Source organism: Huijunlia imazamoxiresistens (assembly GCF_037132455.1).
GTDB classification, from domain to species: Bacteria; Bacteroidota; Bacteroidia; order Chitinophagales; family Chitinophagaceae; genus Flavisolibacter; species Flavisolibacter imazamoxiresistens.
In genome coordinates this window covers 13332-27828 of record NZ_JBBBEI010000024.1, presented here as the reverse complement: position 1 = coordinate 27828, position 14497 = coordinate 13332, and the positions used below count along the sequence as shown (strand labels likewise).

The 14497-nt window shown below is 50.6% G+C and carries 14 protein-coding genes; 8 read left to right on the top strand and 6 right to left on the bottom strand.

What is annotated here, in order from left to right:
* The first annotated feature begins 32 nt into the window (after positions 1-32).
* On the top strand, positions 33-2330 hold the full coding sequence (locus V9K67_RS21850; RefSeq protein ID WP_336726242.1) for an ATP-binding protein: 2298 nt from the start codon (positions 33-35) through the stop codon (positions 2328-2330).
* Between the two features lie 51 nt (positions 2331-2381).
* Here the strand turns inward: V9K67_RS21850 and V9K67_RS21845 are convergent, their stop codons facing one another.
* The gene (locus V9K67_RS21845) at positions 2382-2777 is read right to left on the bottom strand and encodes a response regulator (RefSeq protein ID WP_336726239.1); all 396 of its coding nucleotides are present in this window, start codon (positions 2775-2777) and stop codon (positions 2382-2384) included.
* A 532-nt stretch (positions 2778-3309) separates the two neighbouring features.
* Here V9K67_RS21845 and V9K67_RS21840 point away from each other — a divergent pair.
* Positions 3310-3822 (top strand): hypothetical protein, encoded by a 513-nt coding sequence (locus V9K67_RS21840; RefSeq protein WP_336726236.1) that lies wholly within the window; start codon positions 3310-3312, stop codon positions 3820-3822.
* Between the two features lie 105 nt (positions 3823-3927).
* On the opposite strand, the gene V9K67_RS21835 is transcribed toward V9K67_RS21840, so the two are convergent.
* The 3 genes from V9K67_RS21835 to V9K67_RS21825 form a co-directional block, all read right to left on the bottom strand.
* Positions 3928-4257 (bottom strand): hypothetical protein, encoded by a 330-nt coding sequence (locus tag V9K67_RS21835; protein ID WP_336726233.1) that lies wholly within the window; start codon positions 4255-4257, stop codon positions 3928-3930.
* Between the two features lie 391 nt (positions 4258-4648).
* Entirely contained in the window at positions 4649-5833 is a 1185-nt protein-coding gene (locus V9K67_RS21830; protein WP_336726230.1) for an aminotransferase-like domain-containing protein, read from the bottom strand.
* 525 nt (positions 5834-6358) lie between these two features.
* The gene (locus tag V9K67_RS21825; RefSeq protein WP_336726227.1) at positions 6359-6877 is read right to left on the bottom strand and encodes a hypothetical protein; all 519 of its coding nucleotides are present in this window, start codon (positions 6875-6877) and stop codon (positions 6359-6361) included.
* A gap of 488 nt (positions 6878-7365) precedes the next feature.
* Between V9K67_RS21825 and V9K67_RS21820 the strand changes: the two genes are divergently transcribed.
* Positions 7366-7836, top strand: a complete 471-nt coding sequence (locus V9K67_RS21820; RefSeq protein WP_336726224.1) for a JAB domain-containing protein — start codon at positions 7366-7368, stop codon at positions 7834-7836.
* A gap of 154 nt (positions 7837-7990) precedes the next feature.
* On the opposite strand, the gene V9K67_RS21815 is transcribed toward V9K67_RS21820, so the two are convergent.
* Both V9K67_RS21815 and V9K67_RS21810 read right to left on the bottom strand, forming a co-directional pair.
* Positions 7991-8314, bottom strand: coding sequence for a hypothetical protein (locus V9K67_RS21815; protein WP_336726221.1), 324 nt, complete (start codon positions 8312-8314; stop codon positions 7991-7993).
* 47 nt (positions 8315-8361) lie between these two features.
* On the bottom strand, positions 8362-10464 hold the full coding sequence (locus V9K67_RS21810) for a hypothetical protein (RefSeq protein ID WP_336726219.1): 2103 nt from the start codon (positions 10462-10464) through the stop codon (positions 8362-8364).
* A gap of 270 nt (positions 10465-10734) precedes the next feature.
* On the opposite strand from V9K67_RS21810, the gene V9K67_RS27195 reads away from it, so the two are divergent.
* The 5 genes from V9K67_RS27195 to V9K67_RS21790 all read left to right on the top strand — a co-directional run bounded on the left by V9K67_RS27195 (position 10735) and on the right by V9K67_RS21790 (position 14453).
* The gene (locus V9K67_RS27195; RefSeq protein ID WP_414696794.1) at positions 10735-10980 is read left to right on the top strand and encodes a DUF1016 N-terminal domain-containing protein; all 246 of its coding nucleotides are present in this window, start codon (positions 10735-10737) and stop codon (positions 10978-10980) included.
* The gene (locus V9K67_RS21805; protein ID WP_336726217.1) at positions 10911-11414 is read left to right on the top strand and encodes a hypothetical protein; all 504 of its coding nucleotides are present in this window, start codon (positions 10911-10913) and stop codon (positions 11412-11414) included. Before V9K67_RS27195 ends, V9K67_RS21805 begins: the two co-directional genes overlap by 70 nt.
* A 160-nt stretch (positions 11415-11574) precedes the next feature.
* The gene (locus V9K67_RS21800) at positions 11575-12216 is read left to right on the top strand and encodes a zinc-ribbon domain containing protein (protein WP_336726215.1); all 642 of its coding nucleotides are present in this window, start codon (positions 11575-11577) and stop codon (positions 12214-12216) included.
* A gap of 26 nt (positions 12217-12242) precedes the next feature.
* The gene (locus V9K67_RS21795) at positions 12243-12827 is read left to right on the top strand and encodes a hypothetical protein (RefSeq protein WP_336726212.1); all 585 of its coding nucleotides are present in this window, start codon (positions 12243-12245) and stop codon (positions 12825-12827) included.
* A gap of 75 nt (positions 12828-12902) precedes the next feature.
* On the top strand, positions 12903-14453 hold the full coding sequence (locus V9K67_RS21790) for a HEAT repeat domain-containing protein (RefSeq protein WP_336726209.1): 1551 nt from the start codon (positions 12903-12905) through the stop codon (positions 14451-14453).
* The last annotated feature ends 44 nt before the right edge of the window (positions 14454-14497 follow it).

Below are 14497 nucleotides of genomic sequence, written 5' to 3'. Positions count from 1 at the left end.
AATCTTTCTACATTTTCCTATTCTTACAAACCATGGAGGAAAAATTCAACGACCCGAGCCTTTTTCAGGAGTTCTTCAATACGCAGCCGCAGGGCCTGCTGTGGGCCCGCCCTGTCTTCGCACACCAAAGTCCGCTTCCTGTGGATTTTGAGTACGCCTACAGCAACGAAGTGGGTAGTACAACCCTCGGTCTAACGCCCGCTGAACTGGTGGGGCGCCGCCTTTCCACCCTCACCGCCCTGCCTGAGGAAACCAGGGCGGTGATTCTTCGGCAAATGGCCGCTGTGTACCAGAGCGGCGAAAAGGCCACTTCGGTGCTGTTTAACCCGCTGGTTGGGCGCTATTTTAAGAGCCTGCGCGGCCGCATCCGGGACGGCGTGCTGACCATTCTGCAGGATGTAACCGAGGAAAACCGCATTATTGAGGAACTGCACCACCAGCGGGCCCTGACGGACAGCATCCTGGAGGTTTCTCCCAACGGCATTTTTGTGGCAAGGGCGCTCCCGGACCCCGTGGGAAATGTCCAGGACTTTCTCATCACCCGCATTAACCCGGCCTTTAGCAAGTTGCTGGGCCTTTCCGAAGATCAGGTGCTTCAAAAATCCTTTCTCTCCGTTTTTCCTGCCTCCCGCCACTCCGGCGCCTTTAAGATGTACCGCCGCGTTTTCCAGACCGGCAGTGCGGAAAGGCAGGAGTTTCACTACCGGACGGAATACCAGGACAGCTGGTACCAGGTGGCTACCGTTAAGCTGGAGGAAGGCATTCTGGTCACCTTTACGGATATTACCGACCAAAAACATGCAGCCCAACACATCGAGCAGCAGCGCAGCCTCCTGGAGAGCATCCTGATGCATTCTTCCAGCGGTATCTCGGTAGGAGAAGTATTCCACACAGGAGAAAGCCAGCTGGCAGACCTCAAGGTCCTGCTGACCAACGAGGCGGCCAGCCGGATGACCGGCATCCCCAGGGAGCTTGTGCTGTCCCGCACGGCGGCCCAACTGGCCCCGCATTACTGGTCGTCCACGTTATTAAAGTTGAGTCTGGAAACCTGGGAGTCAGGTATTGCCCGGCACACGGAGGTGTACTGGGAAGCCACCGGCAAATGGCTGGAGGTGACACTTTCCAAAATGAGCTCGGGCCTGCTGCTCTTCGTGCTTACCGATATCAGCGCCCTGAAGGAAGCTAAAATAGCGGTGGAGCAGTCCGCCGAAAGGCTGCAAACCATCATTAACCGGGCGCAGACCGGCATCTTTACAGCTACTCCCCTGAAAGATGAGCAGGGCGCCATTATTGATTTCCGTTTTGTCCTGGTGAACCAGGCGGTTGCCGACTACCTGGGACAGCAAGCGGACCGACTGATGGATGAACCGGGCAGCAACTGGTTCCCGGGCTATAGAACCAACGGGCTTTTTGAACAGTTCCGGGATACATACCAGACCGGCAAGGTGAACCGCTTCGACTTCCATTACAACATGGAAGGTATTGACGCATGGATCGACCTGATGTGCACGCGCCTGGGAGCGGAACTCCTGGTCACTTTTTCTGACTTCACACCGGTCAAGCAGCTGCAGCTGCAGCTGGAGCAGTCGGTGGAAGAACTGAAGCGGTCCAATAGCAGCCTCGAGGAGTTTGCTTACGCCGCTTCCCATGACCTCCAAGAGCCCCTGCGCAAGATCCTGTACTTTTCCGAGCGGCTGAAAGCAGTCCTTGCCCCTAATGCCGGAGAGGAAGACATCCGTTTATTCCATCGGCTGGACAATGCGGCGGTCCGCATGCGGCGGCTCATCGAAGACCTGCTGGCCTACTCCAAAGTAAGTGTCGCACCCAACCGGCTTGGGAAGGTGCAGCTCCGGGAGATCGTGGGCGAAGTGCTGCAGGACCTGGAGGCAGCTCTCCAGCAGAGCGACGCCCGGGTACAGGTGGAGGAGCTACCCGAGATCCAGGGGGACCCCACCCAGCTACGGCAATTGTTCCAAAACCTGATCGGGAATGCCCTGAAATACAGAAAGGAAAATGTTCCCCCGGAAATCTCAGTCCGCTGCCGGGCGGTAGAGAAAGGAAACCCATTACTTAACGAACTGCCGGGTAACGGCAGTAGTAGCGGTCATTATTACCTGGTAGAGGTGGCCGACAATGGCATCGGCTTTGAGCAGCAGGACGCCGAAAAGATCTTCCAGATTTTCCAGCGGCTCCACGGGCGGAGCCAGTACGAGGGCACGGGTGTAGGACTCGCCATTGTGCAAAAGGTAGTGGCCAACCACAAAGGGCTGATCCGGGCGCAGGGAGAACCGGGAAAAGGGGCCACGTTCCAGGTGCTGCTGCCTGCTTAAAAAGCGAGAACAGGCTTCGTCAAAATTGTATCCTACCCACTCCCAGTTTGATCATAGTGCTCCGCGGGAAACATACTTACGGCCTGCGGCCACTTCCCCGATGGCCGCAAGCATTTCCGCCCGCGAGTCTTTGGTAACATAACTACGTGCACCGGCCTCGATCATCCTGTTTCCCTGCCAGCGGTCGTAATTCAGCGACATGCCCACGACTTTTGCTTCCGGCTGTTCCCGCACAATCCGGCGAACGGCTTCCACGCCATCCATCCCCGGGATATGCAGGTCCATCAAAATAATGTCCGGCCTCAGTTTACGGGCCAGTTCAGCAGCCTCCAGAGCTCCGGTGCACTCTGCCAAAACTTCAATCTGGGGTTCACTTCTCAATATATAGCTAAAGGTTTCCCGCATCAGTTGCTGGTGATCTGCCAGTATAATAGTGGTCTTTTTCATTTTAAGTAAGTTAGTTTCCCTTCCCTTGCCGGTAATAAAAGCAAAAAGCAGGGTAAAAGTCTTATCCACTACCAATTGCCCGGGCGAAACCCGACAGAAGGAGGCTGTTCCCATCAATTGCCTGCTCCGAGGATACAAAGTTACCAGAAAGGGCCAGCGGTCCCGGCTACTGTTTCGGTAAAAGCAACAGTACTTCCGCTAAAACAGGACACGAACACGGCAGAATTTTACGAGAAAATTTTGGCCGGCCAACGATTAGTATTTCCCCTTGGTGCAGTTTAAGTAATGCTATGGGCGCATTTACTTAATAAGAGGTACGCCTATAGGGAAAAGATTTCAACCTTTTATTCTTTATCCATTTTTTTGATAAGAGGAATATTTTCCTGGCCTTTGTACCTATCCCTTCGTTTTACAACTGGTGCAGAGGCAGAAGAGGGTCCACACTTATTTGCCCCCCTTTTCCTGCGAATGTTCTGGCGGTAGATTTTTACGAAAAAGCACGATATATAATGAATTTATTTAAATTTAAAATATGGATGCGTACAGAACCTTCAGGGATACTGTGATGGAAGAGGCTAAACAACTGAAAATCACTCCCAAGTTCTTTTTATTTGCAATCGCCGGTACGGCCGAATGGCAGGCAAATGCTTTAAGCAAGGAGCAAGGAGATGAAAACATCTTTTCCCATTTCCTATCTTCCCTGGCGGTGGATATGGAGGAATCCGCAAGGACCCAATTGAAGAGTAAAAACCCTCATTCCAGGGAAGCCGGCGAAACCGTCCTCTCCCCGTTCCTTTGGGAGCACCAGGAGTCCTTTAACCTCCAGGATGTCAGCCGGGAGGAAATTGAACGGTATTTACCTAACAGGGAGGTGCGGATACTGGATGTGCTGGCCATCCGGGAAACCAAAAGGGACGTAGAAAAGCTGAGAAAAAAGTTCGGCAGGAAAAGCATTGTGGAAATCATTATCGAAGCCTACCCGGACCTGGTCCGCCAGGCAATCACCTTTTCCATCATTTTGGATCAGGAGCCCAATATAAATTAGCCAACTTCTTAAACACACGGGGAACAGCATGTCGCTGCTCGTCTGCTTACGCCAATGAAGCGGGTTGATACCGTTAACCACCGGCCAGGCAATGGATTCAACCTTTTATTCTTTACCCATTCGCTTGGCAAGTGACATATTTTCATTGCCTTTGTCCTTATCCCTGCGTCTACCAACTGGTGCGGATGGAGCAGAAGGCCCCCACTTTTTCGCCTCCCTTTTCTTCCGAATTTCTTTCAGGTAATTTTTTACCGCAGCACTCACCTTAGAAAGCATTTGCACCTCCACATCAATAAAATCCCGCCCATAAGTCTCTTCTGCCTTCACCCGCATGATCTGGTGCACCGCATCAACATTGTAGTTCTCGATCTGCCGGATCCCCATGAAAGGCTCCCGCCGCTGACTGGTCCATATTACAATTCTAAAATAGGGCAAATGCTAAATTTATTAGTAAATATAAAACTATCCCTGAAATTTAAAATGTCCTGCGTCCAAAACTGCCCAGGAAGAAAGCTGCAGCCTAGACTTATGGAACCGGAATTGCCCATTAGCAGGCTACTACTCCGGTAATGGGTTTCGGTTTCGCGGAGCTCTGCCTTTATTACCTACTCGTTTATGGATAAACCTAAAGTCCCTCGTGCCGAAAAATAACCAGGGTTTGCCGACAGGCTTAACTCCTCTCCGTGTTGCGAGCGCTGCTGGCGGCAAGAGCCGACGGGCATACCCAAGGCGGCACAAACCACAAAACCTTTCCCGAACAGGAAAGGCTGTTGTGGCGTAACGGCAGGCCAATGGGCCGGATTTCGTCCTCAGGGCTTTCAGGTCCTCAGTAACAAAGTCTGCCCAGGGTTGCCAGGGCTTCCTGCATGCGGCCGGCGGCCAGGTTGGAAAAATTCATTCTTAAGGTTTGACCGTCTGGGCGGCTGGCATAGAACGAATCCCCGGGAACAAACACGATGCGCTCCTCCATGGCCCTTTCCAACAGGGTTCTTGCCGTTATGCCCTGCGGCAGGCGCAGCCAGGCAAACATGCCTCCTTCGGGCCGCGTACAGCTTACCTCTGAAGGAAAGTGCTGCTGAATGGACTGCAGCATCACTTCCATTTGCCCTCGGTACACGGCCCGGATTTTCTCCAGGTGTGCATCCAGGCTGTATTGCTCCAAAAATTCATGAAGCAGGTATTGGGTAAGGTTGCAGGTATGCAGATCCGACGCCTGTTTGAGCACGGTTAGCTTTTTAATGATCTCCTCGCTCGCCACCATCCAACCCAGTCGCAGGCCGGGTGCTACCGTCTTGGAGAACGATCCCAGGAGGATCGTCTGTTCCGGCAGGAAGGAATAGATGGGCGGCAAAGGTGAGCCGGAAAAATAAATGTCCCCGTAAGGGTCATCTTCCACGATCAGGGTGGGATGGCGGCCCACCACTTCAGCCACCTGTTCCCGTTTAAACATACTGTAGCGGATGCCGGTAGGATTTTGAAAATTGGGAATGCAGTAAAACAACTTGATGGGGTGCCGGTCCAGCTGGCCGGATAATTCTTCAAGGGCTATTCCGTCCGGCAGCAGGGTGGCTTCGTGCCAGCGGGGCTCAAACAGGGAAAAGCTTTGAAGGGCTCCCAAATAGGTAGGCCGCTCCAGCAGAATGCCGTCGCCGGGTTCCACCAGCAGTTTTCCTGCCAGGTCCAGTGCCTGCTGGGAGCCGCTGGTGATCAGGACCTGTTCGGGACGGATGGTCAACCCGGCTGTTTCTTTATAACGGCGGGCAATGCAGGCGCGCAGGGGCAGGTACCCTTCGGTGGCGGAATATTGAAGGGCCTGCCGGCCGTACCGGGCAAAGACCCGTTCGGTGCAATGCTGCAGTTCTTCTGCAGGAAAAAAGGAAGCGTTGGGCAGTCCGCCGGCAAAAGACACCACCCCGGGGTCCGCAGCCGTTTTGAGAATTTCCCGGATGAAAGAAGGAGGAACATTTCGGGCCCTGGAGGAAAAGATCTCCTGCGTTTTTGTTCGTTGCATATGTTTTCAGGTTTGATAAAAAAAGAAAAGCCTCCCGGGGTCGGGAGGCTATGAATTCCAAAAGTTGTGGCAATACATATCCTAACCCGACAGAGGTGTGGGTGCTGCGACGGCCGCCAGAATGACCGCTATGCGTTGGATAGGTAAGTGAATTGTATTCATGGTTTATTGCAATAAAAAGCCCGTCCAGATTGGACGGGCTCTCAGTATTTTATACTGTACTACATTCCCGTCAATGCGTATCCATTGCGGCTGCCACGACAGAAATAATAGTATGGGATTGTTGACTCATGAATTCAAATATAGGGAAAAAAGGGAACCGGAGGGGGAAATATTTTTTTTGCGATCAGCGATACAGTCCTGGAATGGGGGCGTTGTATCGAAAGGGATTAACCATGAATTGGGTGAATTCCCTCCATAAACTTACCCGATGGAATGCAGGAAAACGGGAAGCACCTGGACAACCATCCCTATCAATCAACATAGACAGCAATGAGAAACCTTATTTTTTCTTAAAACGATGTCTTAGTCAAGAAAGAAATTTTTTATTATATATACCTTAGCCTTACCATTTTTTATATCAAAAACATAAAATTGCTCTCCAACTTCAGCAGATGAAAACTTCGGTGGCAAAGATGCTAAATCTTCGACCTTCCCTTCCAAAACCTTACCCAAAATGAAATCTAAATCACGAAAATTCGAGTTATCTGTTACCATATAAACTGTCTTCGGAGCTTCAATTTTATTATAGAAAAAACGCTTTTTATTTCGGCCATTGTCCACAAACAACGCACGAAAATCATTTGTACCTGCTATAGGCAGGTGATTAACCCAAGAAAAAATAAAAACGAAATTTTCTTCGTCAATCTTTCTATCAAGCCTCTTAAAAATTAACTTTAGTGGATTTATCTTCCTCTGAAGATATATTAGCGTTCCGTTGGAACTAGCATTATATTCATTTTTTGCACTTTGCACTACTTTATATGGTTTAGGACTACAACTGAATAAAATAAGGAAGGACAATCCTATAATTGCAAACTTCATATACACTATTTTATAGTATCAAGTAACTTAAGAAACATTTTAATTTTTTCCTTCGAAATTGGACTTCTAGCACCACCGTTACATATCAGTGCTCCTTCCATTGGGCTCTTGTCAGAATTCATTGCATAATGCCTTCTATTTGGACATTATGCGCTTCCTTTTTCACCTGCGTTTTTGTGAACCAAGCGACACTTATACTTTTTGGCTTTCCTTGCGTCGCACCCTTGTACGTCCTGTAACTCTACGGAACATGCCCAGCTGAAAAAAATTCAATGACTTCACAAACTTACGCTTTGCCGGAAATTGCATTCAAGGGCCGGCCGGCATAAAGCAATATAGCATATCCTCCTCCCCTGTTCCTGCACCAACTGCCCAAGGATTTCATCACCAGCCTCCCACGCATTTATACGGCCGGTCCCTTGCGCAAATTCTGGTCAAAGCGTGCCGGGGTACCGTCATTCATTTTTTCACCCTTAATCAAATGCGGTATGAAAAAGAAACTATTGCCCTTCGATACCTTCCAGGTAGCAGAAGTAGAACTGGTGTACCGGTCCAAGGTCAAGGCTTCCGACAGGCCTCAAATCATCACCTCCTACGATGCCTACCAGATCTTTCTCCAAAACTGGGACCCGGGAAAGATTGAACTGCTGGAGCAATTCCGCGTGCTTTACCTTAACCGGGCCAGCAGGGTGCTGGGCCTCTTCCACGCCTCTTCGGGCGGCATCACCGGCACCGTGGCCGACCCAAGGTTGATCCTGGCCACAGCGCTGCGTTTGAATGCTGTCAGCCTCCTGCTTTCGCACAACCACCCAAGCGGCGCCCTTCAGCCCAGCCAGGCGGACCGGGAGCTCACCACTAAAATCCGCGCGGCGGGAATGACCCTGGACATCCGGGTGCTGGACCACCTGATCATCAGCTGCGATGGATATTTCAGCTTTGCCGATGAAGGCCTCCTCTAAACATTAAGAGCACCAGCCCGGGGTTTACGCCTCCGGGTGGTGCTCTTCACCCATCGAACCAGTTTTCATAGTATTGGCAGTTTTCAAAGGTCCATTGATCCAGTTCCGTTTCCCGGCGAATGCCCATTCCTCTTTTGGAACCGTTATGGCCCGCCTAAAACTTTCTTCCCCTGATCCTTCTTGCCTGAATTTCAATGCTCCTTTTACCGTCCACTCCAACGTAACGGTTCCGTGCCGATTTTTCCTTCAATTCATCCTGAAAATGCTCCGCCAGCAGGCCTGCATGGAGAGGAAGTGCACTGTCCTTCCTTCCGAGCTTATCTACCGCCCACTGGAACTGCTGCTGCACCTGCTCGGGTGTCTGGCCGTTTTCTACGGCCGCCCTGATTAGCCTTATAGTCGACTCCGGATAGATTTTAAGAAGGGTCTCTATACATAGGTCCCATAGCCAATCCTTGTTCAAGGGTTCTTCTTCCATAAAAAATCATATTTTTTGCGATTAGTCTGCATCCTTAAAATGCGGCACTACCTCTTCACCCCTGCCGGCTTCAGCCCTACTTCCGGGACAGCACCCTCCTTCCGGCCTTCTTTGACATCCAGTTTCCTGCCTTCCCGGTCATACACCCCCACCCTTCTAAATTGCGGGTCCGCCTCGATGAACATTCGCTCCGGCCTTCCCTCCTTTTCGAAAACAACCGCCTGCTGGTTTCCGCGCCGGAGGCTGGCAAGGAGCTTTTCTTTCTGCTCCCCATTACCCAGTTCCCTTATGGGATGGTTAGCCAAGGCCTTTTCCAGGTCAAAGCCGTACTTGTCATTAAAAAGAGCAAACCTGTAATGGCCGCTATCCGTCAGATGACCAAAATCCAGCTTTATCCATGCGCGGAACTTCTCATTCTGCCGGTTGGTCAGTTCTTTATAAATAGCTCGCCCGCACAGCAGGTTGAACGCTTCTTTGGCGGTAACACCCTTGCTTTTTTCAATATAGAAAGTATGCTGAAGGGCGGTGCCGTCCCCTTTTTTCAGCGCCGCATCATACTTATTGAAAAAATAGATCCCGCCGGCCGCGCCTCGCTTGAAGTGAAGGGTGAAGTCGATTTTATCCCCGCCCACGGAACGTTGCTCGCTCAACCGGAACTCCGGCGCACCTTCCCGCAACGCTGCCAGCAGTTGACTGCCCAGGGATTCGGAAAAGCCCATGTACTTCAGGGAGTTTTTCAGGAAATCCAAGTTTTGCGCGCTGAAGCCATTTGAACGGGCCTCGGTTGCCCTCGCAGGCCCGGTAACACACTGGGATTCACCAGTTTGCCCCTTTGGCTGTAATAGTTTCCGGGCCACTTCCCTCTCTTGTTGACATTCACCGGTCCTGGCTGGCGGGTCCTTCATTTGGGACCCGCATTCCAACTGGGGGACGACATCCACCAGGTCTTCCATGGGATGGCGCATCAACACCCTGGAAGGATTGTCCGGGTCCACAAAAGAAAGGATGGACCCATCCAGCCTGAGCGTGGCAGCACCGGAGATGCCGTTGTGCGCCAACGTGACATTTTGGGTTTCTCCCCTGAAAAGGGCCTCCGTCACTCTTTCCCGGTACACCGGGTCATCCAGGCCGGTAACATATAGCTTTTGAAGCGCCTGGCGCATCGAGGCCAGCCTCGTTCCCTTGAATTGCAGCGCGTCAATGCAAATGCGCTCGGCAAGGTCAATTCGGTCAGGAGCGGGCCGGATAAAACGTTCCGGTGCCATCCACTTTCCCTCTTCAGAATAAATACCGATCCGTCCTTCCCGCAAATCAGGTCCCACAATGTAATATTCCGCCGGCCGGAACAGGTCGTCCGGGGACACCAGATGGGCCTTCCCGTTTACCTCCTCGACGATAGCGCCCCCATCAGCAAACATGGAACCCGTTTCCCGGCAGACCAACCTGCCGGTAATGGTTTCACTTTCCAGGTAATCCCCCTGGACGAAACATACTTTCTCCCCTTCCCGAATAGGGCCATTCTCCATTTCAAAATCGAAATAAACCAGTTCGCCCTGGCGGAGCATTTCCCGGTAGACTTCCGGAGCATCTGCCAAAAGTGTGGAGAAGGGAGCCTTCTTCAGCTCCTGATCCAGGTCAAAACCTTCCTTCACGGGCAGGAAAGGATGGTTACCATCCTGTTCCCTTCGGGTGAAGTCCAGTTGGAGCCAAGCTTCCCGGCCTCCCCCTGCTGTGGCCAGGTCCTCCTTCAGCAGGGCGCGGCCACCCAGCAAGTAGACTGCTTCCCGGGAAGTGAAGTTTTCCGGAAAAGACCGCCGGAGCAGCGTGCCGTCTTCAGCGGCTCTTTCCGCAATAATTTTTTCCAGGCGGCTTTGCCCCAGCTGGCGGTCGTAGTGAAAATGAAGGGTAAGGGTTACGGGCTGCAGGGTCCCGGCCAATTCGTTTGCCAATTCACGTTGCAGTGAAATTTCGATGTGGGTATGTCCCAAGTTCTTTTGGAAGAACAGGCGGGAAACTGCATCGCCATAGCCCATTTCAACAAGGCGCCTGTACAGGCCGGCATCAGCTACTTCTGCCTGGAGAAAACGATTAAAGAGAAAGTCTCCAAAATTACCGGGGGCGGAACCAGCAATGTGTCTTTCGTTTTTCATGCTGTACCGTTTTAGGTTATAGAATAAATAGGTAAGCACTTCTTCACAACAAGCCCCAAAGAGAAAACTTACCCAAATTTTCGATTTCCTGAAAAATACATAACACCAATTTAAACACATTATTTGTTTTACAGAGCAGATTAAACCATAAAAGCAGTAGAAATCAGGCAAATTATTTAAGCATGAGATAAAATAAATGAGTAAGCGAAACCATTCACCCAAACATTGTATATAAAGTATAAAGGCTTCAGCTGAAGTAAACTCAAGTATATACGGCGGGTTTACCAACGGTACCCGATTTGCGCGGAGGTTCCGCACAAATTAAGCTGGACGCACCTCTGCGAACTGGTGGAGATCGATGATCCCTTGGAGCGTTCCTTTTATAAAAAGCAGGGCCTTCCGTACATCGCTCATCCTTGGTTCGTTGGCATTAACTTAGATATTCTATGGCAAAACTCCTTTGTCTTACGATCCTCTTGGTATTTTGTTTCCACCCGACTTCCTTTAGCCAGGTGACTTCGGAGAAATTAGAAATAAATATTGGTATACTGGATTCGGCAACTACCAAAGAGCTTTCCATTTTCGTGGATATCATAAATCTTTCTGGTGAAACCAAAAGGATATTGATGCCGTCCAGAGTTGGTTATGTTAGGGGCAAGATCAAGGCCATTGGAAACTTTATCATGGAAGTAGAAAAATCTGAAAAAGGAAGAGGAAGGTTTATTCCTTTTCCGCCAACAGCCGACATCAACCTTGTTTTGGGAAATGAAGAATACCAGGAAGTAAAGCCAAAAAGGCACTTAATGGATACCATTTATCTATCTGGACATACCTTTAATCCAAGGGGTTTTCCAAAAGGGCAATACCAGTTGCGCGTCATCTTTTACTGGGATGAGTGGACCCATTCCCCTAAACATGTTTCAAAATGGCTAATGTTTTCAATAGATTAAAAACTGTTGCCTGGAAGTTCCCGGATAAAGAGTAAACCCACTAGGATGAATAAGCAAACTAATCCGTCGACAGGGTTGCTCGTGGGTTTACGAATGAGGCACCTCTGAAACATTAAGCCGGTATGGGATGGCGAGAGAATAAACTTCCAGGGAGGCCTGAGTGACCTTACAACGTTATACCTTTGACTTCCCCTTTAAGATAGAGAAAACACAGAGTAAAATGCCACGCAAAAATGAAACAATAGTAACCTGCCCCTGCTGCCTTGCCCCCGTTTATAAAAGGGATCTGGATCGGACGCTGGGAAGAAAAGTCTCGACCTGGGGCATGATCCGAAAAATTGAGTTTGGCGACCTGGCTATCGGGGAGTACCAATGGGCATGCGACGGCTGTCTGCAATCCGGAAGGGCCATTATCGCCGACCCGGATAAACAGCGGTACTGCGACTTTGACCCTTGCTTAGCCTATTTTGATATCCGGCAGGTATGCCCCGACTGCGGTGAGGATTTCCTATTTTCAAAAGAGGAACAGAAGTTCTGGTACGAGGAGCTCAGGTTTTGGGTCCAGTCAAAGCCTAAATATTGCCCCGATTGCCGAAAAATGAAAAGGCAGCAGAAAAACCTAAACAAAGAGTTGTCCGACATCCTCTCCCATAAAGAAAACCTCAGTATCAAAGACCTGGAAAGGCTTTCAGCGCTTTATTCCGCCATCAGCCGGCCGGACAAAGCGAAGCACTACCAGAACCTGGCATTAAAAAATAAAGGAAAAGCAACTGGCGGTCCCAATCTTCACGCAGCCAATTGACAATCTATTTTCTTAAACTGAATCACGTGACAGCCGAATCCAAACTAAAGAAGCATATCATTGATCCTTTTGCAAGGAATATGGGCCAAAAGCTCCAAAGTTACCGGTACCATGACATCTGCGGGGAAGACCAGCTATTGACCAACAACCAGGGGATTGATGTAATTTCCCATCAGCTGGAACTTCAATTTGAAGGCAATGCCCCGATATTTATTTCGTGGGCAACCATTGACGGATGGCACCAGTTTAGTTTATCCATATCCGAAAATTCCTTTTGTGACGGGGTGGAAATATTTACCCCTCAGAAGGATCAATGGGAACAGCTTATCGGAAAAAGGTTACAAGGCTTACAGGTCTTTGGCTACAGGGAAAATGAAATCACCACAATAGAATGCGGTACTAACAAGCAGACAACGGACCTCTATTATAATGAGCCGCACCTTCTCGTTCTCGAGTTTGAAAACAACCTGCCCCTCGGGATCGCCAACTTTTACCTGGCAGACGACTTTAAGCCAAAACTGCCTATGGGCGACGATATCTGGATCTTGTTCCGCCGGGAGGACATAGTCCAGTTTGCTGAAAAATTATTCCTTGAACGACTTGATCATTAAAAAGATAAAAATCTGCTCCTGATGCATTTTTCAGCCCAGGAAGAAACATAAGAAAACCCCAATCAAGACCTGAACATGGAAATAAGTCAATGCCTGGAAGTATTAAGAAAGGCCCGCAACAAAGACCAGGACCAACAGGAATACTTTAACCAAAAGCTCTACGCCCTGTCCCTTATTGCCCGTGATGGAAAACCGGGAGACATGTGCTACCTGACCTTTCTGCTCCATGATCCCGCAGCCAGCATCCGGGAAGCAGCCTGCGCCACCATTGTTACCCTGTTTCAAAAGCTGCACAGCCGAAGGGAAAGCTATGAATCGCTCCGCGGCTGTGCTTTTTCCCCGGATGACATAGACTACTACGCATCCGCCTTTGACCGGGAAAAACTTGTATCCCTACTGGGAATCTGCTCCCTGAATGGCAACGGGTACGTCCGGGCCAGGGCAGTGAAGGGACTTTCCGAAATTGAACATCCTCATGCCATTCGCTTCCTCCTGTACCGGCTGGCAGATTGGGTCCTGCCGATCCGCCAGGCCGCCCTGCAGGGCCTTCAAAACTACCTGACCCCACGCTATTTAGACGCATTAATAGAAAGCCTTCCCCTGTTGGAGTGGCTGCAAAAAGTGGAACGAACGGACCTAGGACCCCTATACCAGCAAATCATTACGTTCCTTATGGAAGGCAACCGCCCCAGTGTGGTGGCGCGTTTTCAGGGATATAAGGATCCCCTGCGCCAGCTCGTTGCCCAACACCTCTCCCGCTCCCCCGTGATTAGCCAGGACGAACTCCGGTTATTGCTCTCGGACCGGCATTTTTTTATCCGGAGCCTGGCGCTGGACCACTTCGATCAACTGCAGGAGCCGGATGTCGCCCTGCTGCTGGAAGATGCCTCCGCAAAGGTGCGCCTGGAAACCTTTTACCACCTGAAAGGAAGCGCCGACTTCAACAATATCATGGCCAGATTTGTCGCCGACAATTCGGCTGCTATAAGGAGGTTGGCCCGGTATACGCTGCAATCCACCACCCACGACTTTGCCGCCATTTATCATCGCAACTTGACGGAAGGCCAACAGCTACCGGGTTCCCTGGCCGGCCTGGCGGAAGTAGGCGGAAAGCGCTATTCCCCTACGGTGGAAACCTTCCTGCACCACGACAGGGCGCGCATCCGAAAGCTGGCCTTCCTGGCCCTGCGGAAGCTGGATGACGAAAAGGCTTACCGGTTTGGACTGGAAAATATGCAAAGCCCCTACCCAGGTCTCCGGAATGCCGTAATCGATTACTTGTCCACCACCCCTACCGACGCGGTCCTGCAAAGAGCCAGGGACATTTTTGCTTCAGGGACTCTGCCCCAAAAAGTTTCCATGCTCCACCTGTTCCATAAAATCGGGGGCTGGGCAGTAGCCGGGGACCTAATGCTGGGCACGATCGACGAAAATGAATCCCTGCGAAAGATGAGCGTTAACTATTTGAATGCCTGGAGAGCAAAGGCTGTACGGCTGTTCACCTTACCCAAGCCCGAGGAGACCGCCCGGGCCAAGCGCCTTTTTGCCTTTGCCTGGGAACAACAGGAAAAACAGAATTATTTTCCCTCAAACCCTTTAACGGGTCTCGACTTTTTCTTTCAGTAGTCCGAATTTCTAAATAAATGCAAACCTACTGACAAATATTAATG